The 22,614-nt window shown below is 61.4% G+C and carries 21 protein-coding genes and 1 pseudogene; 19 read left to right on the top strand and 3 right to left on the bottom strand.

Annotation, left to right across the window (positions count from 1 at the left end; translation table 11 throughout):
• The first annotated feature begins 261 nt into the window (after positions 1-261).
• From QFZ91_RS08620 to QFZ91_RS08610, 3 genes are all read left to right on the top strand, one after another.
• A complete protein-coding gene (locus QFZ91_RS08620) occupies positions 262-723 on the top strand; it encodes a CidA/LrgA family protein (RefSeq protein WP_429566974.1) in 462 nt (153 codons plus the stop codon).
• A 17-nt stretch (positions 724-740) separates the two neighbouring features.
• Positions 741-1,481, top strand: coding sequence for an LrgB family protein (locus tag QFZ91_RS08615; RefSeq protein WP_429566973.1), 741 nt, complete (start codon positions 741-743; stop codon positions 1,479-1,481).
• A 325-nt stretch (positions 1,482-1,806) separates the two neighbouring features.
• On the top strand, positions 1,807-4,293 hold the full coding sequence (locus tag QFZ91_RS08610; protein WP_429566972.1) for a filamentous hemagglutinin N-terminal domain-containing protein: 2,487 nt from the start codon (positions 1,807-1,809) through the stop codon (positions 4,291-4,293).
• Between the two features lie 944 nt (positions 4,294-5,237).
• Here the strand turns inward: QFZ91_RS08610 and QFZ91_RS08605 are convergent.
• Positions 5,238-6,152, bottom strand: a complete 915-nt coding sequence (locus QFZ91_RS08605) for a tyrosine-type recombinase/integrase (protein ID WP_429566971.1) — start codon at positions 6,150-6,152, stop codon at positions 5,238-5,240.
• Positions 6,153-6,170: 18 nt separating this feature from the next.
• A pseudogene (locus QFZ91_RS08600) lies at positions 6,171-6,266 on the bottom strand (hypothetical protein); the annotation flags it as partial.
• 1,284 nt (positions 6,267-7,550) lie between these two features.
• Between QFZ91_RS08600 and QFZ91_RS08595 the strand changes: the two are divergent.
• The gene (locus QFZ91_RS08595) at positions 7,551-8,291 is read left to right on the top strand and encodes an autoinducer binding domain-containing protein (RefSeq protein WP_429566970.1); all 741 of its coding nucleotides are present in this window, start codon (positions 7,551-7,553) and stop codon (positions 8,289-8,291) included.
• An 85-nt stretch (positions 8,292-8,376) separates the two neighbouring features.
• Complete coding sequence (locus QFZ91_RS08590; protein WP_429566969.1) at positions 8,377-9,249, top strand: fatty acid desaturase; 873 nt, start codon at positions 8,377-8,379, stop codon at positions 9,247-9,249.
• Here the strand turns inward: QFZ91_RS08590 and mnmH are convergent.
• Positions 9,232-10,290, bottom strand: coding sequence for a tRNA 2-selenouridine(34) synthase MnmH (gene mnmH / locus QFZ91_RS08585; RefSeq protein WP_429566968.1), 1,059 nt, complete (start codon positions 10,288-10,290; stop codon positions 9,232-9,234). The genes QFZ91_RS08590 and mnmH overlap by 18 nt on opposite strands.
• A gap of 524 nt (positions 10,291-10,814) precedes the next feature.
• Between mnmH and QFZ91_RS08580 the strand changes: the two genes are divergently transcribed.
• The 14 genes from QFZ91_RS08580 to virB11 all read left to right on the top strand — a co-directional run bounded on the left by QFZ91_RS08580 (position 10,815) and on the right by virB11 (position 22,610).
• Entirely contained in the window at positions 10,815-11,213 is a 399-nt protein-coding gene (locus QFZ91_RS08580) for a hypothetical protein (RefSeq protein ID WP_429566967.1), read from the top strand.
• Positions 11,214-11,316: 103 nt separating this feature from the next.
• On the top strand, positions 11,317-11,556 hold the full coding sequence (locus QFZ91_RS08575; protein WP_429566966.1) for a helix-turn-helix transcriptional regulator: 240 nt from the start codon (positions 11,317-11,319) through the stop codon (positions 11,554-11,556).
• On the top strand, positions 11,546-11,833 hold the full coding sequence (locus QFZ91_RS08570; RefSeq protein WP_429566965.1) for a hypothetical protein: 288 nt from the start codon (positions 11,546-11,548) through the stop codon (positions 11,831-11,833). The genes QFZ91_RS08575 and QFZ91_RS08570 overlap by 11 nt, the downstream gene beginning before the upstream one ends.
• A gap of 365 nt (positions 11,834-12,198) precedes the next feature.
• On the top strand, positions 12,199-12,774 hold the full coding sequence (locus QFZ91_RS08565) for a hypothetical protein (protein ID WP_429566964.1): 576 nt from the start codon (positions 12,199-12,201) through the stop codon (positions 12,772-12,774).
• Positions 12,775-12,791: 17 nt separating this feature from the next.
• Entirely contained in the window at positions 12,792-13,451 is a 660-nt protein-coding gene (locus tag QFZ91_RS08560) for a lytic transglycosylase domain-containing protein (RefSeq protein WP_429566963.1), read from the top strand.
• A gap of 88 nt (positions 13,452-13,539) precedes the next feature.
• Complete coding sequence (locus QFZ91_RS08555) at positions 13,540-13,842, top strand: TrbC/VirB2 family protein (RefSeq protein ID WP_429566962.1); 303 nt, start codon at positions 13,540-13,542, stop codon at positions 13,840-13,842.
• A 17-nt stretch (positions 13,843-13,859) separates the two neighbouring features.
• A complete protein-coding gene (locus tag QFZ91_RS08550) occupies positions 13,860-14,180 on the top strand; it encodes a type IV secretion system protein VirB3 (protein ID WP_429566961.1) in 321 nt (106 codons plus the stop codon).
• Position 14,181: 1 nt separating this feature from the next.
• Positions 14,182-16,659, top strand: coding sequence for a VirB4 family type IV secretion/conjugal transfer ATPase (locus QFZ91_RS08545; RefSeq protein WP_429566960.1), 2,478 nt, complete (start codon positions 14,182-14,184; stop codon positions 16,657-16,659).
• A complete protein-coding gene (locus QFZ91_RS08540; protein WP_429566959.1) occupies positions 16,656-17,816 on the top strand; it encodes a type IV secretion system protein in 1,161 nt (386 codons plus the stop codon). Before QFZ91_RS08545 ends, QFZ91_RS08540 begins: the two co-directional genes overlap by 4 nt.
• 16 nt (positions 17,817-17,832) lie before the next feature.
• Positions 17,833-18,528 carry a type IV secretion system protein gene (locus QFZ91_RS08535; RefSeq protein ID WP_176108827.1) on the top strand — a complete coding sequence of 232 codons (696 nt, stop codon included), beginning with the start codon at positions 17,833-17,835 and terminating at the stop codon, positions 18,526-18,528.
• 219 nt (positions 18,529-18,747) lie between these two features.
• The gene (locus tag QFZ91_RS08530) at positions 18,748-19,458 is read left to right on the top strand and encodes a virB8 family protein (protein ID WP_129956342.1); all 711 of its coding nucleotides are present in this window, start codon (positions 18,748-18,750) and stop codon (positions 19,456-19,458) included.
• A complete protein-coding gene (locus QFZ91_RS08525; RefSeq protein ID WP_429566958.1) occupies positions 19,455-20,279 on the top strand; it encodes a TrbG/VirB9 family P-type conjugative transfer protein in 825 nt (274 codons plus the stop codon). The genes QFZ91_RS08530 and QFZ91_RS08525 overlap by 4 nt, the downstream gene beginning before the upstream one ends.
• Positions 20,272-21,495 (top strand): type IV secretion system protein VirB10, encoded by a 1,224-nt coding sequence (gene virB10 / locus QFZ91_RS08520; protein ID WP_429566957.1) that lies wholly within the window; start codon positions 20,272-20,274, stop codon positions 21,493-21,495. The genes QFZ91_RS08525 and virB10 overlap by 8 nt, the downstream gene beginning before the upstream one ends.
• Positions 21,492-22,610, top strand: coding sequence for a P-type DNA transfer ATPase VirB11 (gene virB11 / locus QFZ91_RS08515; RefSeq protein ID WP_429566956.1), 1,119 nt, complete (start codon positions 21,492-21,494; stop codon positions 22,608-22,610). The genes virB10 and virB11 overlap by 4 nt, the downstream gene beginning before the upstream one ends.
• Positions 22,611-22,614 lie beyond the last annotated feature (4 nt).

Genomic DNA, 22,614 nt, shown 5'->3' with positions numbered 1-22,614 from the left:
GATCGGGGACGCTCATCTGTGAAACGCAGCAGAGAACACGCGCATCAACCAGACGCTCCTTTCTGGAAGGTGGGTATGTCGACCTTCGTTGTGGCGTCGGATAGCGCCCCGTCGGGCAATGGCAAACACATTAGGGTGCAACTGATTGCATTGAAAGGCCGTGGGACGAGCGCAATACCGCGAGGCCCGAATGCCCCTCGGTCCGTCGCTATGTCATTCGCGCGCTTCGATTTCTCACCCGCACCCGGAAAGGAGAGTCACATGAGTTTCCTACGCCCGATCAGCGTCGGTTCGACTCCGCGGGCGTCTTCAGAGGCTTCGGTCGTCAAGACTTTCTGCGTGCTGCTCGCCTTCCAGTGGCTGGGCGAGACGATCTCCTACGCAACCGCGGCGCCCGTTCCCGGCCCTGTTCTCGGGATGGTCCTTTTCCTTTGCATGCTGTGCGCGGCACCCTCTCTTTCACAACATGTCGAAAACGTGTCGCGCAGCTTGCTGAATCATCTCTCGCTTCTCTTCGTTCCCGCTGGAGTTGGCGTCATGGTGTTCGCTGGCCAGTTGAAGGTTCAACTACTGGCGATCGGAGTTGCACTGACTGTCAGCACCGTCCTGGCGATCGCCGTCGCGGCACTCGTCACCAGCGCGTTGATGGTGCGAGCCGAACGAAACAAGGTTGCCATGGACGAGGTGCAGGCCAGCAATCACGCTGATGTCCGCCCAGACTGAGGAGGCGGGAAACCGTCATGAATATCCAGGACATGCCCGGTATCGCAACCGCGTTCATCGGTAGTTCGCCAGTACCGGCGCTCACGACGACACTTGGTGTCTATCTGGTTGCGTGCAGGCTGCACGCGCTGGCCCGGCGAAATCCATTGGCCAATCCCGTCGCGATCTCCGTTGCACTTCTCGTTGGCCTGCTCAGATTGACAGGTACGCCGTACAGCACCTATTTCGACGGAGCGAAATTCCTTCACTTCCTGTTGGGTCCGGCCATTGTTGCGCTCGCCGTACCGCTTCACCGTCAGATTCCGAAGCTTCGGGGCGCCCTCGTGCCGCTTCTCGCCGGCCTCGTGGCAGGGTCGGTCACGGCCGTCGTTTCGGCGGTGACTATTGCGATGCTGCTGGGTCTGCCGGGGAGGACAGTTGCTTCTATCGCACCCAAGTCGGTCACCGCGGCCATCGCCATGCTGATTTCAGCCACGATAGGCGGCGTTCCGTCGTTGACCGCAACCATGGTCATTGCCACCGGCATTTCAGGCGCGGTGCTCGGAAGCTTTGTGTTGGGCTCGCTCGGCGTTCGCCGCGACGATGTGTGTGGCTTTGCATTAGGCATTGCCGCTCACGGCATCGGCACCGCGCGTGCGCTCCAGATCAGCGAGGAGGCAGGGGCGTTCGCGGGGCTCGGCATGGCGGTGAATGGCATCCTGTCGGCCTTCGTGCTACCGGTCGTTTTCCCGATAGTGATGGCATGGGTGTCCGCATAGACGATATACGGGCTCTCCGACGGTTCGCGGCCAACAAGCGTCGTTCACCCCTCCCCGTGGACTGACGTTCAGCGTCGGCTCCGCCCTGCGACCGGTCCCCGGCCTTTCGCGTCCGTTAGCAGTTTCACATTGATGTTCTGGACGCATAAGGTGAGCCGCCAAACAGCGACCGCAACCGCACAAACAATAAGGCGCAAAACGCAGAGACATCGGCAGGCATGCGCAGGGCCAAGAGCTATTCTTCAGACGCTGCGACCATTGCATTTGCGCTCGACTCAGCGGGTCATCGGCAGCCCTCCCGCGTGCACGCGGGAAAGGGGGGTGTATGTCACGTCAAAAGCTACCTCGTCCGGCGCGACGCGAACTGCGTCGTCAACTTTCAAACGCAGGCTTCTTGCTGGTCATCGGCATTTCGCTGACTGGACTGTCCCTGACACCCCTGGTGTTCGCGGCGGGTGTCCTTCCACAAGGCGGGACCTACGTCGCCGGCGCGGGCACGATAGCCAGCCAGGGGAATGGCCTCCTGATCACGCAGTCAGGCTCGACGCGCGGGGTGATCGACTGGAACAGCTTTTCGATCGGCAAGATCAACAGCGTGACGTTCGACAACGGCTCCGGCGCGACGCTGAACCGGGTGACGGGTGGTTCGCCTTCTGCCATCCTGGGCAGGCTCAGTGCGACGGGCAGCCTCTATGTGATCAATCCGCAGGGCGTCGTTGTCGGGTCATCCGGCGCTATTTCAACCGGCGGACGTTTCGTCGCGTCGACGCTGGACATCTGCAACGACGCATTCATGCGCGGCAGCAGCACGCTCACGCTGTCGGGCAACTCGAACGCAGCTGTGATCAATCTCGGCAAGATCAGTTCGAGCGGCGGCGATGTGTTCCTGATTGCGCGACACGACGTGATCAACGCCGGGACCGTGGCGGCGCCCAGCGGCACGGCGGAACTCGCCGCGGGCGAGCAGGTGCTGCTGCAGGACTCGGCCGGCAGCAGGCAGGTATTCGTGCAGACGGGCAGTCAGGGCACGGTCGTCAACAAAGGGCGGATAGCCGCCGCGCAGGTCAGCCTGCAGGCGGCCGACGGCAACGTCTATGCGTTGGCGGGCAAGCACAGCGTGGTCCGCGCGACCGGCACCGCGACGCGCGACGGACATGTCTGGCTGGTTGCCGACAGCGGGACCGTCGCCCAGTCTGGTGCGATTCGCGCGACCAATGCCGACGGTCAAGGCGGCACGGTCGACACGACCGCGAAAAACGTATCGTTCAGTACCGGTGACAGAAGCGGCTACTTTGACAAGCCGTTCGTCACGGCGGCTCAGTGGAACATTTCCGCCGCGACCTTCACGGTCAACGACACCGCTTCCGGTGCAATGTCGCGCAGCCTGAATGCCGGCACTTCAATCGATCTGGCGACAACCGGCGCTCAAGGTAGTAGCGGCGATCTGAACGTCGCGTCGAATATCCATTGGCAAGGCGCGGCATCGCTGACGCTGGCCGCTTATCGCAGCCTCACAATTGCCCCGAATACGACCCTCAGCAACAGGGGCAGTGGCAACCTGACGTTGAACGGCGATGCATTGGCGCTCGATAACGGCGGCAGCGTGACCAATCTTGGGACCGTCGACTGGTCGAAAAGCACAGGCATCGTGACCGCGCTCTACGATATGGGCGCATACGGCGGGAGCTTTACGCAGGGAACACTCCTCAGTAACGCCGCATGGTCGGTCCCGTCAAATAGCGGCCTCGTCACGCAGATTACAGCTTATCGGCTCGTCAATTCGCTGACCGATCTTCAGAGCGTGTCGGCTAATCTCGCGGGCAACTATGCGCTCGGCAAAGACATCGACGCGAGCGCCAGCACGAACATCGGGTTCGTCCCATTAGGCAATTACAGCACGCCGTTTTCGGGGCAGTTCGACGGACGAGGCCACCAGATTCAGTCGCTGACGCTCGCGCAGTCCGTGGACGGGGGCGTTAGCCAGCCGCCCTTTACGTTGCAGGCAGAAGGCCTATTCGGTCTGATCGGCAGCGCTGGCGTCGTGCGCAACATCGCAGTGAATGGCTCAATCAACGCATATGGCACATATGGCGGCTTCGGCATCCTTTCCGGCGTGAATGAAGGTACCATCGTGCGCGGCGCCAGTTCAGGTTCGATCAGACTGCTCGGTAGCGCTTACGATGCATCGTCCGGCGGTCTGGTGGGAATGAACCTGGGCACGGTCGCGCGCTCGTCAAGCAGCGTCGGCGTTTATACAGAAGGCTTGCCCGGGGGGCTCGTCGGCGATAACGAACTCGGCGGCGTCATCGAGCAGTCGTATGCGAGCGGCGCGGTTACTGCTGTCGCCCACACGACTGGCGGCGGTGGTCTTGCCGGCGGCAATGAAGGGACCATCACGCAGTCGTATGCGACTGGATCTGTGGCGTTCCAGCCCGACTATTGCGGCGGAACATCCTACGCTTGCCTCTCCGGAGCCGCAGGGCTTGTCGCATCCAACTCCGGGAAGATCACTCAGTCGTTCGCGACGGGCCAGGTCATGCAGGCGGGCCTGCCCGGTCAGGTTCCCCCGTCAATCGGTATCGCGTTTTCGAACACAGGCACAATCGGTAGCGACGTCTACTGGAACAAGGACACCACCGGGGCGAACCTCGGGGTGAATTCTGGTACCGCCATAGCCGCCGCTAATGGGCTTACGAGTGCGCAGATGAGCATGCCGTCGTCCTTCGTCGGCTACGACTTTGGACCGAACGGCGTATGGTCGATGCCTGCGGGTGCACCGCATCCAGTGCTGAGCTGGCAGCTCGCACCTTGACCAGCGGTGACTGCTATCCTGGGAGCGACATTTACTGGAACGTCCAGACGACGGGGCCAACCATCAAGCGGCGGCAATCTGCCGGCGTCGAACAGGCTCACTACCGCCCAGATGAGCGACCCGACGAGTCTTGCCGGGGTGGGACTTCGCTCCGAACGGCGCGTGGGTGATGCTGCCCGGTGGCACTGCGTCTACCGCGTTGCACGACGCGGTAGCGTCGTTTCCCCATAATTTGCGTTGCCGTGGTCGTTGTTCCGTCCGGACGACGTTCACCGATCCTGCCGACCTTACGATGTAACGCCATCTTGCTGTGCGTACACATGGCCTGCAATCGCGAACATTCGTCGACGGAGCAGTCCATCGGTCCGCCTGATCAGTTGCGACGACCGATGTGGCACCCGAAACCGCCATTGGGTCGGTGAATGCGCGACCGGCGGCAAAGGGTCGTGAGGACTCGTTCGCCAATAGGGAAAGCTGACACACCCCGGCACCGGGTCGCGAGTGTCCGCGAGACGATCTAAAACGGCCACACGTTCCTGATCGGCCGCCGTCGGCTTTGGCCGATCAGCCGCCGTCCGGCTCAGTTAGGCAACTGTGACCTGACGGTATCGCAGACGGTCTCAACCTCCGAAGTCATCTGGAGACGCATGGTTTAGACGATCTTTCTCAAGCAGGCCTTGCTGATTTTCCGATGCGGCCCACCCAAGGCCGTTGAGTGCCGGGCGGGAATGTCGGTATCGCTGACGGTATCGGCGGGCGCCATGGGACCCGTGTCAGGCCCAGCGTTGGGTTTGCGGTGGGTAGTTGCTAATCGAGTGGGGATTCGCAGCCATCGGTATGCGCATTCGTGAGCGACATATCGTGCGAACCGCGGTGTCAATCGACTGCGCCACCTGCCGGCGTTGTTCTGCATAGTCCGTCGATATAGTCCGCCCACTCTTGCATCACGCGGCGAGGATCGTCGTCGAAAGTTGTTCGGTCATAGGCTTTCTGTACGTCGCCTCGTTTTGCATGTGCGAGTTGCGCTTCGAGGACGTCGATGTCGATGCTGAGTCGCTCCCGGCCAACGGTTCGCAGCATGCCCGGAATCCGTGCGTGGCGTGCTTTCCTTTGAATCCCATCTCGCGCAGAGCCTTGCTTAACCCGTCTCGATGCAGATGCGGCGTTTTCTGGCGAGCCGGAGATGGAAACACATAGTGTCCCCGGCCTGTGAGCGACTGCAACTCGCCGAGCAACGTAACCGCTTGCTTAGGTAAGGGCACAATATGGTCGTGGCGCATCTTCATCCGCACGGCCAGAACATGCCACTCGCCCGCTTTTAGGTCAATTTCGTCCCACGGTGCGGCTGCGATCACTCCGGGGCGTAAGCCCGTGAGCATGGTCAGTTTCAGTGCGGCCCTGGTGATCGGTGACTTATAGGTATTGATCGCTTGCACCATCGGGACGATATCCGTGGTTTTCGTAATCGCCGGGATGTGGCCTTTCTCGTGTCGCGGGATGACGCCGCGCAGCGACAACGGAACACCGTCCTCCCGCAGACTATGGTGGATTGCGTACGTCACGATGCCGCCCACGTATTGGCGTGCCTTGGTTGCGAGGTTGGGGGCATGCTCCGCTATTGCTTCCAACACCGGTTTGACTTCCGATGTCGCGAGCGTCGAAATGGGCTTGTTGCGTAGTGGCGGGATCAGGTATTGCCGAACTACGAACTCCGCTTTGCGGTAAGTCTCGTCGGCCCACTCGTTGCGCTTGAACGCGAGCCAGTTCTCTGCGACGAGATGGAACGCTCCTTCAGCGGCGCGCTTGCGTGCAGCGGCTTCGGCTCTGCGGTGCTCGACCGGATCAGTACCATCACGCACGAGACTACGCGTGACCGCAGCCGACTTGCGCGCGTCGACGAGTGCAACTTCGGGATAGGGACCAAGACTGAGAAAGTTCTCTTTACCAGTACTCGGGCGGCGATAACGGAGCAGCTACGTTTTGCTTCCGTCCGGCCAGATGCGTAAGCAAGCCCGTTCCCGTCTGAGAGCAGGTAAGGGCGCTCGCGCGGTTTGGCGACGCGAAATACGACTTCGGACTTCGGTTCGGCGCGTTTGGGCATCGCTCGGCACCTCGATTCCGTGTATACGCAAGAGTACGCAAAAATCGCTGATGCCCCCGGTATATGACGGCTGCCCCCGGAAACAAAAAACCCCGTAAGACTTTGATCTTACGGGGTTTCTCTGACTTCACCGGCTTTCGCCAGAACAACTGTTGGTGCCAGGAGAGGACTCGAATTAAACACATAACCGATTGAAAAATAACAAGAAACATGGTTAAAAGAACGGCGGTATACGTACCTGTATACGCAAAAAACTTGGACGTTAGCGGCGCGTTGGGGCTCTCGTGGGACCAATATTCGCTCGGGACGACGCTACCCTAGATTCTCCGAAGAGCGAACCAGTGACCTAAGACGGCCTTTTGGCGGCTCGCTCCTGGGACATTGCGCCTCGTACTAACTGCAGTCGTCCCCAATTGATGAGAATCAGGTTTTGCTGAGTCGTCCGCACCCGCTCAAGCAACCATTAAGCCAGACCACGCCATCGTTCAAGAAATTCGCATTATGAGGAGTCGATACACTATTGGCTGCCGCTATTGGGCAGATGAAACCGAGCAAACTAAGCTGAAGTATTGTTTGATGCGGCTTTTTCTTTCGGGTGGCTTTCAGTCATGGCAAGCGCTACATGCGAACTGGGTTTTCTCTGTCCCAAATGCAGTGTTCCGATGGAAGACTGCTGGGAAATCCTCGCCGCAGGTGAGGTTCACCGCCTCACTTGTCAGTGCTGCGGCGCCGTGTTTAACGGTTTGATCATGGAGTGTGATGCGTGTGGGTCCGAGGACTTTATCTCTAGTACGTCAGAAATCGATGCTGAAGGGATTGCCTGCTCCTCCTGTGGTCATCGCAATCTCCGTGACGGAGTCGATGATGAAGAGCCTTATTTTTGAGCGCGGGCTCCTTATCGGCGGAGAGCGGGTTGTGCTCAGTCTTTTTAGGGCTCCCCGGGGGTTCGTTCTGGAGCGACGACTGATTGAAAGAGATCAATCGACATTCGTCCAAGTGCTTCCCATAACGGTTCCGTACGATGTCCAACGATTCGCCGTTGCAGATAACTATTCGAAAGAACTCGCCCCGTTGTATTACGAGGTTCGGCGTCAACTTCTAGAAAGTCGCACGCTCGGATAGCTGGAGAGATCGGGAAGGGATAGAGGCGGAAGAGATGGCCACCCAACTGACGCCCCCAGACCTAAGCGTCCTTTTTGAAAGGCTCATCACCGCCAGCGGCGATTGCGAATTGGCCGATTACGTGAAGGCCATAGTCAGCGCACTGGGCGGAGAGTCGTACGTCTTCGTTGCCATTTACCCCGGAGGGTCGACGGCGGCCCGTCCTACGCATCGTTTTTTGATCGGCTGCAGCCCCGAATGGTGCCAGATGTACAACACCAATAAGTGGTATATGACCGATCCATTTTTGGAGTACGCGCGAAGCAACACTGCACCAATCACAGGTTCGGAGATTGCGCTCGAGACGCAAGGCCAGTGTGAAATGCTTGCAGCCGCGAGTGAACATGGCTTCAGAAGTGGAATCGTCGTTCCCGTCCACACGAGCGTTTCAGACCGTCTGGGCGTTCTGTACATCGGTTCCGACGATAGCCAGGAAATCGGGGAAAAAAAGCTCGCTACACATCGGTTGTACTTCAGGGCGCTCGCCTCGGAGCTACTGGATTGGTTCAATCGAGTCTCAAAGCGCGAGCTAGTTGAGGCGCATGGAATTACCGAAATGGATCTTCGTGTAATGGGCTACTTGAAGATGGGATTTACTGCTGAAGATATTGCTCGCGAATTAGATGTTTCTATTCAGACGGTCTACGGAAATTTTAAAAAGATAAAAGACAAGATTGGGGTTTCTCATATTTCGGAAGCGGTTAAGTTCGCTCAGATAAATGACCTTCTGGCGTAACTCGTATAGCGCATTTTGGTTATCACTAACTTTGCCGATAGCCGCGGCTGGTCTGTTCCTTATCGGACGCCCGTGGGTGTTCGCGATGATCGTCCTTCTTCTCGTTCCTATGCTGGACGCGGCGATAGGTCGTGGTGCTCCGGGAGCGGGGAAAGTCTTCGATAAAACAACTGAGGGTCAGGTGCCGTGTTGGTTCGCGGTCGCGTGGATGGTCGCGATGGGAGTCGGCGCATGGCGCGCAAGCATGTCGTCTTGGATAGAGTTGATCGGACTTGCGACAGCTTGCGGATTACTCAGCGCGACCGCGATGGCGCACCTTCATGAACTTGCGCATCGACCGAATAGATTCTGGAGGGAGACAAGTGACATCGCATTCGCCGTCGCCGGCTATCCTCACTATCGATTCGCACATCAACTACATCATCAACACGTGGGAAATCCGAAGTTCGGTTCGGCGGCGCCGTTGGGAACGTCGGCGTGGCGCCATGCCGGTAGATCCTACACGGCTGCCTTTACCTCTTCACTCTCTCCGCAGTCATATCGTGACGGGAAGGTACCGTTGAGTTTGTTTAGAAATTTAGTTTTCTCCTCCTCTCTACTGATCATAGCAGCGGTTCTGCAAGGTCGAGTTGCAATCTTCTATATTGGCTATTCCATTGTTAGCATCTTTGTTGTCGAAACAGTGGGGTATATCCAGCATTACGGTATCGCCGCGGATTCCTCCCATCCCGCGATAACAGCTTGGGACGTCGACTTCTGGCTGTCGAACTGTCTGCTTGTCAATAACGGATTTCACAACGCTCACCATCGCGAAAGTGAAGTGAGATATTTGAATCTCAGTTCGCAAGGCGTCGCTATGCCCGCAGGCTACTTTCAGATGCTTTGGCTAGCGCTGTTTCCGCCGGCTTGGTACTACCTAATGGATCGACGCGCAAAGATCTTACTCACGCGTCAATGACGTCGGCGTCTCGCTCTCAGAAATCAAACGCTTTGCGACCGTAGCAAGATATGATGAATCTAATGTCTCAAGTTCGACCTCTATAGGACAGCCGCTACGCGAGTAGTTTTTTTTCGTGGAGCGCGAGTATGCAGGATCATAGTAATCGAGCATGATACTCTCGAACAAGGCGACGATTTCATGTCGCTCAGCTAGCGACACCCATTTTTGTAGGGTTACGCCGCTTATAAGGGCTTTTAGATAGCTTAGGCGGGCGACTAGACCCTCGGGGTCTTTTTCGAAGTGGGGATACTCGCGACGCCACATTTCGATTCGCTCGTGCATTGGCGTTTTGACCGAAAACAAACGTCCCTCATGCATTCGATCGAACAGCGCAGTAGGCAATTGGACTTGCCCAATACGTTTGCTCTCACCTTCAATCCAGACACGTTTTGAAGCGTCCAGCCGATAAAGCTCGGCAAGCAACATGCTGTCGAATAGCTTCTGAGTGGGTTGTTGTCGTCCGGGAATTGCCCCAATGATCGATCCTCGGTGCGAGGCGAGAGCTTCGAGGTCGATGATCTGTGCACCAGACTCTCTCAAAGCAATCAACAAACGCGTCTTCCCGCATCCTGTGGGACCGGAAAGCACATTGAACTGCAAGCGGGAAGGGATCTTTTCAAGAGTTTCACGAACCCAGCTCCGATATCCTTTCCAACCCTTCGGGAGCCGTTCGACCTTGTAGCCAATTGTTTCTAACGTGTCTGCCCAAAGCTTGCTTCGTTTCCCACCCCGGAAGCAATAAACCAGAATTGACATTTTTCGACTTGGCCGAAAATACGGAAGCTCAAGGTGACGCGCAATGTTTTTTAAAGAATAGGCGACGCCGATCTGATACGCGCGCATAGGATCGGTTCGATGCGTAGTGCCGACTTCGGCGTACTCATCATCGAATACAACGGGCAGGTTTATCGCGCCTGGCAAATGGTCTTCGGCGAACTCACGCGGGCTCCTCGCATCAATCACCAGGTCAAACTTCTTCAAAGCATCCACGTCGTACATGTTTTGCCTCAGCTATCACATTGACGGTTAAAAGTCAATGTAGTTTGGTATGGTGCCGATCCCTCAGCCAGCGAACTAGACTTTTTCTTGCCGCGCTGCGTCCGACAACAGGTGCTGCCAGGCCAGCTCGTACGATCGTTCGACTACTGACCGGCCGTCAGAGTGTCATGTCTGACTTCAGGATACGCCGCCCCAACGGGGCGCTGTAGTAATCGAGTGAGGGAATTGCGGGAGTTGCAGGTCAACGCTAAGGGACCGTGCTGCACATTTGGATCGGCTGGACGATCGATGTCGCCGTCCGGTTTGATTTGTGGCAAGTAACGGGGAACTGATGCGGCAGAACGCTGCAGGCGATGAGGACGATCATGGATCACTCAGAGAACCCATGTCAGCCAGCAGGAGCACGCGACGATAGCACGCTAGCGCTTGCTCCAAATTCACTGCAGAGGCGCGTCGACCAGGCCGAGGCTGACGTTCGCCGCCTAACGGAGCAATTGAGAGGGAAGGAGCGACAACTGAGCGATATGGGAAAGGCGTTGCTTCGTACCGTGGCCGTGCATCATGCGATAGAAGAGCGACAGGAGCAGGAGCTCGAGTCGTTGCGTGCGATGGCCCCATCATGGAGGACGTTGCAATGCGCCTGCGGGGAGCAGCCGGAGCATTCTTACGGGATCACCGTTCGGCTGCCGTTTATTACCGAGATTCTTTCCGGAATGTTTGATGTCATGCAAATTTTCTGGTCCGACTATGACGAGAACAATCCGCCCAAGTCGTCCGTCGTAGCGCGGGCGATCGACGAACGGTTGAATCTGAAAGCTCAACCCGACGGCGAGGCGTCTCGAAGCGCGCAGACCTATGCGTCAGCAATCCGACCTGACTGGCTGAAGGAGACGGGCAGCCGATACCCGAGGTCGCGGTCCTGACGGAGTGTCGTGACGGTAAGACGGACTTCCCCGTCTGTGCTTCCTGTTGCTTGAATCGGATCTGTGCCGGGCTGATCCGCACAAAGCCAGGAGGACGGAAGTCATGTCGGATTCGATACGTGTGGCAGGCGCGATCCTGCGCCGCAAGCAGGTCGAGCAGGTCGTTGGCCTGTCCCGTTCCACCATCTATCAGCGCATCAAGGACGGAATGTTCCCGAGGCCAGTATCGCTGGGCGGCCGAATGGTCGGATGGCGAGCGACGGATATCGAACTATTCCTGGTCGATCCGGCCGGATATCGCGCGGCAGCGAGTTCATCCGACGGGGAGCACGATGATGATTGATCCATCCCGTGCGTCCCTGGAGTCCCGTCTCGATAACTGGGCCAATGCGCCACGTGGCGCCTACGATCCGATCGACGCAGCTAGGATCGAGGCAGCTTGGCGATGTCTCGATCCTCGTCACAGGGAACTGCTTCGTGTGGTGTTCCTGTGGCACGCCGGTCGCGAAGTGGCCTGTCGCCGCCTCAGGATTCCGCGCCATCCGCGCAGTCGTTACGAGCTGGAGCTCGCTGCCGCCGAGCACGCGCTCGCCCGACTGCTGGAGACCAAACGGCCGTAAAAGATATTTCCGGAATTTGCCGGATACCCCCGGAAACTGACGGACGGTAGAACGGAAATGCCGGGGATTTTTGACACTTGCCTCACCGCAAAATCACACCTAGAGTGCAGTCAACAACCTGTTTCCGGTCGACGCGCAAATGCGCGACCGAGTACGCGCCAGCGGCCCCGATGTCCCTACGTATGTGTGTGGGCGTAGTGGTCGCAATGCGAGTCAAGCCTGTGAACCTCATGGTCGCAGGCGTTTTTTTCTGCTGATCCCCCTTGAACCCGCGGCGTGCCTACCCGGCCTCGCGGGTTTCTTTTCCGCGCACATCCGTTCCGGTACATCGGTGCGCAACGGATTGAATCGATGGAAGGTGGATCATGAAGATGGATCGTTTCGTTCTCTGGTGTTGTGAACCGCGCGCGATGCGAGGTATTGCGCGGCGCTGGTCGCTTGCGCTGGCACTGCTCGCCGGCACCTCGTTTTTCGCGCCGGGCGTGGCACATGCGGACGACTGGGGCTGCCAGGTCATGCTCTGCCTGTCGAACCCCGGCGGCCCCGAGCAGTATGGCGAATGCGTGCCGCCGATCGAGAAGCTATGGCGCGCGCTACGGCACGGCGACCCATTTCCGACCTGTGATTTCGGTGCGGGCGGGGCGCACGGTACGTCTGCCACCAGCACGTTCGCGAGCGGCGGTTATTGTCGCGAAGATCTGCTGGTTTGGGGCGGTCCGGAGCAGAGCGAACTGCTGTGTCGCGCAACCGGTGCCATCAACGTCACGATTGACGGCCAGCTCTATACGCGCGTCTGGTGGGACGTCGGCGGACAGGGGCCAACGATCACCGAATTCTATGGGGCAGGCAGTACGCAAGCGCCTTATGACCCTACACAGTCCGCGGCGCTCTTCCTGCAGCGCATCGACGAGCAGTGGGATCGCTTCGGCGGGGGAAACTGATCATGTCTCTCGACTTTATGGCACTCGCGCAGCAATGCGCGCCGCAGATCGCGCCGGTCACGATGGCCGCGATCGTGCGCACTGAGTCTGGATTCAATCCCTATGCGATCGGCGTGGTGCATGGCCGGCTACTGCGGCAACCATCGAATGCCGCCGAAGCGATGGTAACGGTGCGCGCGCTGGAGGCGACGGGCTGGAACTTCAGCGTCGGACTCGCGCAGGTGAATCGCGCGAACTGGCGGGCCTATGGCCTGACTGCCGGGAACGCTTTCGAGCCGTGCCGCAACCTGGCGGCGGGCGCCGCGATCCTGCAAGGCTGCTTCGTCGCGGCGCGGAACCGGCAGGGCTATGCAGACGCCGATTCCCAGTCTGATTTGCAGACCGCGCTACGCGCGAGCCTGTCCTGCTATGTGAGTGGCAATTTTTCGACCGGCTACCGGACGGGGTATGTACAGCGCGTCGTGGACAACGCGGCGGATCGGTGGCCATTGCCGCCGGGCGTGCCGGCGATCCTCCCCCTCCCGGTCGTGCCTGTCGACTCTGCGACGCCGGTTCGCCCAGTTCGCTCCCTCTCTGTCATTCGACAACCATCGCGGCAAGCCCGCAATGGAGAGACTGACACATCACCCGCGAAGGATCAGCGGCATGAGCCGGACAGCAGTGCCGTGGTGTTCTAACCCGTCGTTCTGAAGAGTCAGATAGTGATCGATTGAACAGGAGCCGGTCATGTACTTAGGAATACTCTATAAATCACGAAAATTCGGCATGTGGACGATGCGATGGCTGTCCGGCCGAACGGCGGCGCGCGGAATCGCGATCGCCACTTCGTCCCTGATGTTCGCGGAGCCGGCATGGGCGCAGCTCTCCCAGGTCAATGCGCTGCTGAGCACGATCCAGACGACGTTGCTGGGCGTGGGGGGCGTGATCTGCTCGATCTCCATCATCTGGGCGGGCTTCCGGATGATGTTCCAGCACGCCCGCTTCGGTGATATCGCGAACGTGTTCATCGGCGGACTTTTCGTCGGCTGCGCGACGGTCATCGCCGGCATGCTGATTCCGACGAGCTGATCCGGGAGCGCCGAACCATGAACCCGCTCAAGGATCCCGTATTCAAGGGCTGCACGCGTCCCGCAATGCTCTGGGGCGTGCCACTTGTGCCGTTCCTGATGGTCGGCGGCGGCATGCTGATTCCGGCCATCTGGGCACTGCTCGCGAGCCCGCCACTGGGTGTCGCAATCCTCTTCCTGATGATCCCCGTGTTCGTCGTGATGCGGGTGATCACACGCCACGACGATCAGCGTCTCGCGCAGTACATGCTGCGCCTGCGTATGGTGCTGCGTCAGGGCAACCGTCGCTTTTGGGGCGTGCATGCCTACGTGCCGGTCCGCCTCAAGAGGAGGGCGTGACATGCAGGCCGAACCGCAACCCGTGTCCGTCGCGAACCGGGAAGTGCCGCTCGCCGGTTATATCCCGTACTCGACGCATGTGAGCGACCACATCATCAAGACGCGCGAAGGTGACTACCTGCAGGTCTGGAAAATCGCTGGCATCGCGTTCGAGGCAGCCGATCCCGCCGATATCCTTGCGCGGCACGACGGCCTCAACCAGTTCGTGCGTGGGCTCGCGGGCGGGCACGTGGCGGTGTGGTCGCATCGCTTGCGCCGGCGCGTGTCGGATCGCTTCCCGACGGAATACCGCAACCGCTTTTGCGAGGAGCTGGCCACGCGCTACTACGCGAGTTTCGCAGGCTACCGGATGATGGCCAACGAGCTGTACCTGACGGTGGTCTACCGGCCGAACCGCACCCGGCTTGGACGCGTATTCAGTCGCGCCGCGCGTCGTACGCGCGACGATATCCGGCGCGACCAGCTCGACGCACTGAAGGTGATGGCCGAACTGGCCGCTCAGGTAGAGGCGAGCCTCAAGCCCTACGATCCGGTCGCCCTCGGTGTCTATACGCGACAAATTCCCTTCACGTCGCGCCCGCGCCGCTACTCGTCGGCGTTGGAACTGCTTGGCTATCTGGTGAACGGCGTCTGGGAGCGGGAGCCCGTACCCTCCGGCCCGATCCGCGAGGCGCTGCCAACGTCGCGCCTCTTCGTCGGGGCCGAAAAGGTCGAGATTCGCATGCCGGTCGAGACCCGCTTCGCCGCGATGCTCGACATGAAGGATTACCCGGAAGACACCGAGCCGGGCATGCTCAACGGTCTGCTGTATGGCGACTTCGAGTACATCGAGACGCAGTCTTTTACGATCCTCGACCGGCCCAGTGCGAAGGAGGCGCTGGAGCGGCAACGCAACCAGCTCATCGCGGGGGAGGACGTCGCCGTGTCCCAGGTCACGGCGATCGATCAGGCGCTCGACGATCTGATCAACGGCGATTTCGTTCTCGGCGAATACCACTATTCGCTGGCCGTGCTCGGCGACACGCTGGATGAGGTATCTCGAAGCGTCGCGAAGGCCCGCACGCAACTCGCCGATGCCGGTTTTCAGACGGCACTGATTGACCTCGTCGCCGATGCGGCCTGGTTTGCCCAGCTACCGGCGAACTGGCGTTACCGGCCGCGCGAGGCGAAGCTCACCTCGCGCAATTTTTGCGGCCTGTCGAGCCTGCACAACTTCGCGACGGGAAAGCGCGACGGCAATCCGTGGGGCGAGGCGATCACGATCGTCAAGACGCCCAGCGGGCAGCCGCTCTATCTGAACTTCCACGCGACATCCGACAAGCAGGACTCGCTCGACGAGAAGGCACTCGCCAACACCCAGATCATCGGCCGGGCCGGCGCGGGCAAGACCGTGCTCGAACTGTTCCTGCTGGCGATGGCGACGAAGTACGGCATCACGGCGGTGCTGTTCGACAAGGATCGCGGCACGGAGATCGCAATCCGCGCGATGGGCGGCACCTATACGGTGTTTCGCCGCGGTGAACCGACCGGGCTGAACCCGTTCCAGATGGCGCCCGGCGAACCGGTGATCGACTTCTGGGAGCGCCTCGTGCGCAAGCTCGTCGACATCGGCGAGCCGCTGTCCGCGCGCGACGAGCTCGACATCTCCCGCGCGGTGCGCGAAGTCGCGCGCATGGACAAGCCCCTGCGTCGTCTGTCGATGGTCCGGCAGCTCCTGTCGAACGTGGGCGAAAACAGCCTGCATGCGCGGCTCGCGAAATGGTGCGCGGGCGGGCGCCTGGGCTGGGTGCTCGACAACCCGACCGATCGCATCGATCTCGCCCACGCGACGCTGTTCGGCTTCGACGACACCGAACTGCTGGCCGATGGCGAGGTGTCCACGCCCATCACGATGTACCTGCTGCACCGAACGGAGAACCTGATCGACGGGCGCCGCTTCATCTACGTGATGACCGAATTCTGGAAGCGCCTGGACGATCCGGTTTTCACGGACTTCGCGAAGAACAAGCAGAAGACGATCCGCAAGCAGAACGGGCTTGGGATTTTCGATACCCAGTCGCCGGCCGACGTGCTGCGCAGTGACATTGCGAGTGCGTTGATCGAGCAGAGCGCGACGTTCTTCTTCCTGCCGAACCCGCGCGCCGATTACGACGATTACGTGCGCGGTTTCAAGCTGACCGAGGCCGAATTCAACATCGTGCGCAACCTCGGCGAGAACAGCCGCCTGTTCCTCGTCAAGCAGGGCCATCGCTCGGCCATCGGCCGACTCGATCTCGCGGGCCTTGGGGATGTGCTCGATGTGCTGTCGGGCACGACCGACAACGTTGAATTGCTCGACACGATCCGCGCCCAGGTCGGCGACGCGCCACAGGACTGGTTGCCCGTCTTCCATGAACAGCTTGCGAAGCGCCGCGCCGCACAGTTAGAACAGGCCAGTGCGCGCCTATCTTTGTTGCCGGGGCCGGGAGGTGTGCGATGAGCGGCCTCTTTACCGCTGTGGGCGGCACGCTCGAGAACGGCATGTCGATCTACGTGACAAACGTGTCGTCGGCGCTGTCCGGCGCGCTCGTGCCAGTTGTCACGACGGCTGTCACGATCTGGGTGTTGGCCTACGGTCTCGCGGTGGTGCGCGGCGAAGCGCACGAAGCCGTGCCGGCGTTCGCGTGGCGCGGGCTAAAGGTGGCGATCACGCTCGCGTTCGCACTGAGCGCAGGGGTCTACCAGCAGCAGGTCGTCACCGCTGTCGACGGTGCGACGTCCGGACTCGCCCAGACGATCCAGAACGCGGCGAACACGACGGGCGGTGGCAATCCCGGCTGCGGCTCGGCCAACGGCAGCAGCGTGACGGGGCAGGGTACAGCGACCGGCTTCTACCAGACGCTCGACTGCTACGACCAGCAGATCGATCTCGTGATGGACGCCTACTTCGACAAGGCGACGCACGAAGGAATCAGCCCGAGTGGCCTCGCCGCCGCGATAGGCGATTTTCTGTGTGGCCTGGTGGCCGCGCTCGGGGGCTCGATCTTCCTGATCGTTCTGGCTTTCGAGGTCGTGATGGCGAGGATGCTGCTCGATCTCGTGCTCGGGCTTGGGCCCATTTTCATCGCCTGCGCGGCGTTCGCGCCGACCGCGCGGTTTTTCGAGGCGTGGACCGCGAAGGTCGCCAATTACGCGTTGCTGCAGGTCCTCGTGGCCGCCTTCCTCGGTATGGCGCTCACCGCGTTCTCGGCTGATCTCACGTCGCTTCATGCGACGGGTAGCGCACCCGGCGCCGATGCATCGGTCCTCGTGCAAGCCATTTCCGCCTCCCTGGACGACAGCGCGGCGGCCGCCGCCGCGATTGGCCTCTTCGCGACCGGCGTGTTCCTCGCGATGGTCGGCTGGCAGTTGCCGTCCGTGGCGGCGGGCTTGTCGGGCGGCGCAACGCTATCGGGCTTTGGCGCATTCGTGGCGGGCTTGGCCTCGCGGAGTTTGGCGGTTGCGATCGGCCGGGCGATCAGCGGTAACGGGCGAGGGCCGCGCCCAGGCGGCGAAATTCGCGATCGGACGGGCTCAGGTGGTGGGCCAGGAGGCGGCGGTGCGACCCCGGTCTATCAGAGAGTCGCGCGCGCGAACCTCGGTCAGCAGGGACGTTGAAGCGGAGGAGACGATCATGAACGGACGATGCAGATGGATGAGCGCCGCATGCGTGTGGGCGGCAGGGTGCGTGGGTGCTTATGCGCAGGGTATCCCGGTCTATGACGCGCAGAACGTCTTACAGGCCATTGCATCGGTGGGCCAGCTCAAGCAGGAAGTGCAGCAGGAGATCCAGATCTACCAGTCGACGGTCGGCACGCGCGGTTTCGGCGCACTCCTGAGCAATCCGGTCGTGGCGAACTCGTTGCCCTCGAACTGGCAGAGCGTCTATACGGCGATCCAGAACGGCGGCTATGCGGGCCTGACAGGCAGCGCGCAGGCGCTGCGCTCGGCCAGCCAGATTTACAACTGTGAAGACCAGACCGGGATCGACCAGCAGGTATGCCAGCGCGCGCTCAACAAGCCCTATCAGGACAAGGCTTTCGGCCTGCAAGCCTACCAGACCGAGATGCAGGAGCTGGACCAGATCCAGGGCCTCGCGCGGCAGATCGACGTGACGCAGGACCAAAAAGGCATTGCGGAGTTGGAGGCGCGTATCCAGACCGAGTCCACGGCGGTCGGCAACGAGATGACGAAGCTGCAGCTCTTCCGGATGCTGGCCGAAACCGAGGACAAGCTCACGGCCGAGCAGCAGAGTGAACTGGTGCTGAGCCGGGCAGCCAAGACCAACCGGCTGCAGGACCAGATGGTGCCGGCGTCGTTCGGAAACTGAGATCACCATGTCCCTGCTGACCTCTTTTGCACTGGCTTGCTGCGTCGCCTGGAGCCTGGCTGCCTGCAGTAGCGGGCCGACGAAACCCGTGTTGCCGGACGGGCTGCATCGTGTGCCGGTCAACCGCGTGCCGCCGGTGCCCGATGTGCCAACTGCAGCACCAGCCACGGTACAGGCGGCTCCGGATCAGCACGCGTGCTCGGATGCCGGAGACCGGTCATGAGTGCGTCGCACGATTACGGGCGCGTGCTCGACATCGAGGCGTCGCTGACCCACCTGCAGGAGCGTTCCGAACGGCGCGCGTGGCATGTCGCCTATGCAGCGATCGGCGTCGCCGTGCTCAGCGCCACTGCGCTGGCGGTGATGGTGCCGTTCTATCGCGTGGTGCCGCTGCCCATCGAGGTCGATCGCCTGACGGGCGAATCCCAGGTGATCGACGTGCTCGATGCTCGCCACGTGCATACGAAGGAGATCCAGGACAAGCACTGGGTCGAAACCTATGTGCGCGCACGCGAGCGCTACGACTGGGGGCTGCTGCAGATGGATTACGACAGCGTCCTTGCGATGAGCGACGACGTGGTCGCTCGCGATTACCGCGGCATTTATAGCGGCCCCGATGCGCTGGACCGGCAGTTGGGGCCGGGCATCGAGCGGCGCATCCGGCTCCTCTCTATCACGCTGCCGCCCGACGAACCCGGTCATGCAGTCGTGCATGTCGAGCGCACATCGTTCAAAAACGGCGAGGCGCATGCCGAACCAACGCAGCGTTTCGTGATCACGCTGGCCTACACCTACCGGCCGCCCGTATTCACGCGCGAAAGCGTGGCGATTGCCAATCCGTTCGGTTTCAAGGTCACGGCCTACAGTCGCGACCCCGAATATACGCCGCCGGCTGCGGCCTCCGCCTCGAATGTCGGGGGCACGCCATGAGAACGCCTGCTTTAGTCGTGGTGCTCGTTGCGGTGTTGCGCTCAAGTACGACCTACGCGTTCGACCTGCCTGGATGGAACGACGACTCGCGCGTTCGCCAGGTGATCTATCGCGCGGACGACGTTGTGCGCATCGAGGCGCAGCGCGGTTTTGCCACGCACATCGCACTCGATTCCCATGAGCACATCCTGGTCGTCGCGCCAGGAGACCGGGACGGCTGGCAGGTGGTCGCCGACAAGGGCGATCACGACGTGTACCTGAAGCCGAAGCTCGCCGCGCACGACTCGAATCTCGAGATCCGTACCGACCGGCACAGCTACAGCTTCGATCTGGTGGTGCTCCCGCTCAAGGCCAGGTTCGGCAACGACCGTGAGATGTACCGCGTGACATTCGTCTATCCGGATGAGCTGGCGACGCAGGGACAGGGGGATTCGGATGCGGCGCGGGTCGCGAAGCGCCTGGCGCAGCTGCCCACCGTGCGCAACGCGCGGTACTCGATGCAGGTCATGCCGGACTCCGACGACATCGCACCGACTGCGGCATGGGACGACGGGCGCTTTACGTATCTGCGCATCCCGAACAACCGACGCATGCCGGCGATTTTCCGGGTGGCCGACGACGGCACGGAAAGCGTGGTCGACAGGCACGTCGAACGCGACACGATCGTCGTGCACGAGGTCGCGAAACGATTCGTGCTGCGACTCGGCAATGAGGTCGTGGGCATCTGGAACGACGCCTACGACATGGACGGCGTGCCGCCCTATGACGGCACGACGGTCAATGGGGTAAAGCGCGTTCTGCGGAGTCATGATGATGAATGACGAACCCCCGCGCAATGTGATCGAACCCGACGATCCGCCCGGTTCGCTGCTTCGAAGTGGTCAGAACGAGGGGACATCGGGTGCTACTTCGGATCGCGGTATGCCCGCATTGGGTCAATACCGTGGTGCCCGCCCACGCGCCTGGTGGCTGACGCCGGTCGTGATCGTGGTGATGGTCGGCGCCGGCGCCGTCTGGACGGTGCATGGCTTTCTCGCGCGCCACGATGCCGAAGCGAAGGCTAGGCGCGACACGCTAACCGATACGTCTTCCCAGGGACGCGTGTTCAAGGATCTGCCTGGATCGTCGGTCGATCATGCGGCCTTGGCCCCGGTGCCGCCGAGCGCGGTTGCGGCTCCTTCCACGCCGGCGTCGGGTGGGGCCCCGGCTGCCGCGCCTGCTCGCGCCACACACGCGGTGGCAACCCGCAGCTACTTCGATGCGCCGCTGCTCGCAACGGGCGGTGGACAGGAGTCCGCGGGTGGGCTGCCAGACGGGATGGCGGGCGCGGCTTCCTCAGTTGTAGTCGCGGCGAGCGGCGCTGCCGGAGCGTTGGCCCAGGGGCCGGCCGGCGGCGCGCTCGCCCAGACGTTGACGCCAACCGTCACGCAGCGCGTTCGGGCCGGGACGCTGGGCAACCGGAGTCTTATGCTCGCGCAGGGCGCCAAGATCGACTGCGCGGGCGATACGGCGTTCGATTCGACCGAGGCCGGCATCTCGACGTGCACGGTGACGAAGAACGTGTATTCGGACGATGGCCGTGTCGTGCTGATCGAGCGGGGTTCGCAGATCAACAGCCAATATCGCTCGAACCTGTCGCCAGGCCAGAAGCGGGTGTTCGTGCTGTCGGCCCGTATCGAGACGCCCCACGGCATCACGGTCGAGATCGACTCGCCCGCGGCCGACGCGCTCGGCCGCATGGGCATCGACGGTTACGTGGACAACCACTGGCGCCAGCGCATCGGCGCAGCGATCCTGCTCGGCCTCACCCAGGACGCGATTGGCTATCTGTCGACCCGCGGCGGCAACTCCGGCGGGTCGGTGATGTATGAGAACACGCAGCAGCAGGGCAACGACTTGGCCACGCGCGTGCTCGACAGCACGATCAATATTCCGCCGACGCTGACGCAGAACCAGGCCACGGAGTTCACGATCGTCGTCGCGCGCGATCTGGACTTCGGATCGGTGTATGCCTTGGAGCCGGAGGGCACGCGATGATGCCGCATATCCACCTGCCGGATGCATCTCGTGACCCGGTACTGGCCCGGCTGCCCGACGACGCATCGGTGCGCGAGCTGATGCGTCCATTCGCCCCGCTGCTCGACGATCTCGACGTGACGGAACTGGTGATCAACCGGCCGCAACGTGTGCTGACCGAGAATGCGCTTGGCTGGTATGGCCACGATTGCCACGAACTCGATTTCGACCGGTTGATGTCGTTCGCCGTGGCGGTGGCCACGCTGACCAGTCAGGAAATCTCGTCCCAGCATCCGATACTGTCGGCGCTGCTGCCGGGTGATGCGCGCATCCAGATCGTGGTACCGCCGGTCGTGCCGCCGCGAACGGTGTCGGTGACGATCCGTCGGCCGTCCGCACGCGAGAAGACGCTCGATGCGCACCGTGACGAGGGGCTGTTCGACGACACGGTCTGGCATCGTCCGGATGGGCTTGATTCAGCCTTGCCAGCATTGCGAGCCGAAGACCGCAAGCTGGTTCGATGCCTGGAAGAGCACGACTGGGGCAGCTTCTTCGACGGGGCGGTCACGGGCCGGCTCAACATCGCGATCGTCGGCAATACGGGATCCGGCAAGACCAGTTTCATGAAGACCCTGTGCCGCTCGATCCCGGCGACCGAGCGGATCGTGACGATCGAGGATGTCCGCGAGCTGTTCATCCGGCACATCGAGAACTGCGTCCACCTGCTGTACAGCAAGGGCGGCCACTGCCGGGCGCGCGTGACGCCCGCCGATCTGATCGCGAGCACGATGCGCATGCGCCCGGATCGCGTGCTGCTCGCCGAGCTGCGCGGCGCCGAAGCCTATGACTTCCTGAAGCTTCTGACGACCGGGCACGCGGGTTCGATCACCAGCTACCACGCGCCCAATGCGACGGTCGCGATCGAACGCTTCGCGCTGATGGCGAAGGAACACCCGGAAGCCGCTGCCTGGGACGATGCCGCGCTCAAGCGCCTGCTGTTCCTGACCATCGATGTCGTCGCGCACATGGATGCGCGCCCGGTCTTCAATGCAGCGGGCGAGCAGACCGGCAGGCAGTGGGGCATGACGGAAGTCTGGTTCGACCCGGTGCGCAAGGCGCGCACCGCATTCGTCTAGGGAG

Origin of the sequence: Paraburkholderia sp. JPY419, from assembly GCF_050435705.1 — a bacterium.
In the GTDB taxonomy this organism is placed as follows: domain Bacteria; phylum Pseudomonadota; class Gammaproteobacteria; order Burkholderiales; family Burkholderiaceae; genus Paraburkholderia; species Paraburkholderia youngii.
Note: the sequence above shows the minus strand (reverse complement) of the source record. Positions and strands in the feature narration are given on the sequence as shown.

Excerpts from the sequence above, each read along its gene's own strand:
- QFZ91_RS08615 (WP_429566973.1), top strand. The coding sequence starts at position 741 with ATGAATATCCAGGACATGCCCGGTATCGCAACCGCGTTCATCGGTAGT.
- QFZ91_RS08555 (WP_429566962.1), top strand. The coding sequence starts at position 13,540 with ATGTGGACGATGCGATGGCTGTCCGGCCGAACGGCGGCGCGCGGAATC.
- mnmH (WP_429566968.1), bottom strand. The coding sequence starts at position 10,290 with ATGTACGACGTGGATGCTTTGAAGAAGTTTGACCTGGTGATTGATGCG.
- QFZ91_RS08550 (WP_429566961.1), top strand. The coding sequence starts at position 13,860 with ATGAACCCGCTCAAGGATCCCGTATTCAAGGGCTGCACGCGTCCCGCA.
- QFZ91_RS08540 (WP_429566959.1), top strand. The coding sequence starts at position 16,656 with ATGAGCGGCCTCTTTACCGCTGTGGGCGGCACGCTCGAGAACGGCATG.
- QFZ91_RS08590 (WP_429566969.1), top strand. The coding sequence starts at position 8,377 with ATGATCGTCCTTCTTCTCGTTCCTATGCTGGACGCGGCGATAGGTCGT.
- QFZ91_RS08565 (WP_429566964.1), top strand. The coding sequence starts at position 12,199 with ATGAAGATGGATCGTTTCGTTCTCTGGTGTTGTGAACCGCGCGCGATG.
- QFZ91_RS08525 (WP_429566958.1), top strand. The coding sequence starts at position 19,455 with ATGAGAACGCCTGCTTTAGTCGTGGTGCTCGTTGCGGTGTTGCGCTCA.
- QFZ91_RS08610 (WP_429566972.1), top strand. The coding sequence starts at position 1,807 with ATGTCACGTCAAAAGCTACCTCGTCCGGCGCGACGCGAACTGCGTCGT.
- QFZ91_RS08535 (WP_176108827.1), top strand. The coding sequence starts at position 17,833 with ATGAACGGACGATGCAGATGGATGAGCGCCGCATGCGTGTGGGCGGCA.
- QFZ91_RS08620 (WP_429566974.1), top strand. The coding sequence starts at position 262 with ATGAGTTTCCTACGCCCGATCAGCGTCGGTTCGACTCCGCGGGCGTCT.
- QFZ91_RS08530 (WP_129956342.1), top strand. The coding sequence starts at position 18,748 with ATGAGTGCGTCGCACGATTACGGGCGCGTGCTCGACATCGAGGCGTCG.
- QFZ91_RS08570 (WP_429566965.1), top strand. The coding sequence starts at position 11,546 with ATGATGATTGATCCATCCCGTGCGTCCCTGGAGTCCCGTCTCGATAAC.
- QFZ91_RS08595 (WP_429566970.1), top strand. The coding sequence starts at position 7,551 with ATGGCCACCCAACTGACGCCCCCAGACCTAAGCGTCCTTTTTGAAAGG.
- QFZ91_RS08545 (WP_429566960.1), top strand. The coding sequence starts at position 14,182 with ATGCAGGCCGAACCGCAACCCGTGTCCGTCGCGAACCGGGAAGTGCCG.
- QFZ91_RS08560 (WP_429566963.1), top strand. The coding sequence starts at position 12,792 with ATGGCACTCGCGCAGCAATGCGCGCCGCAGATCGCGCCGGTCACGATG.
- QFZ91_RS08580 (WP_429566967.1), top strand. The coding sequence starts at position 10,815 with ATGGGAAAGGCGTTGCTTCGTACCGTGGCCGTGCATCATGCGATAGAA.
- virB10 (WP_429566957.1), top strand. The coding sequence starts at position 20,272 with ATGAATGACGAACCCCCGCGCAATGTGATCGAACCCGACGATCCGCCC.
- QFZ91_RS08575 (WP_429566966.1), top strand. The coding sequence starts at position 11,317 with ATGTCGGATTCGATACGTGTGGCAGGCGCGATCCTGCGCCGCAAGCAG.
- virB11 (WP_429566956.1), top strand. The coding sequence starts at position 21,492 with ATGATGCCGCATATCCACCTGCCGGATGCATCTCGTGACCCGGTACTG.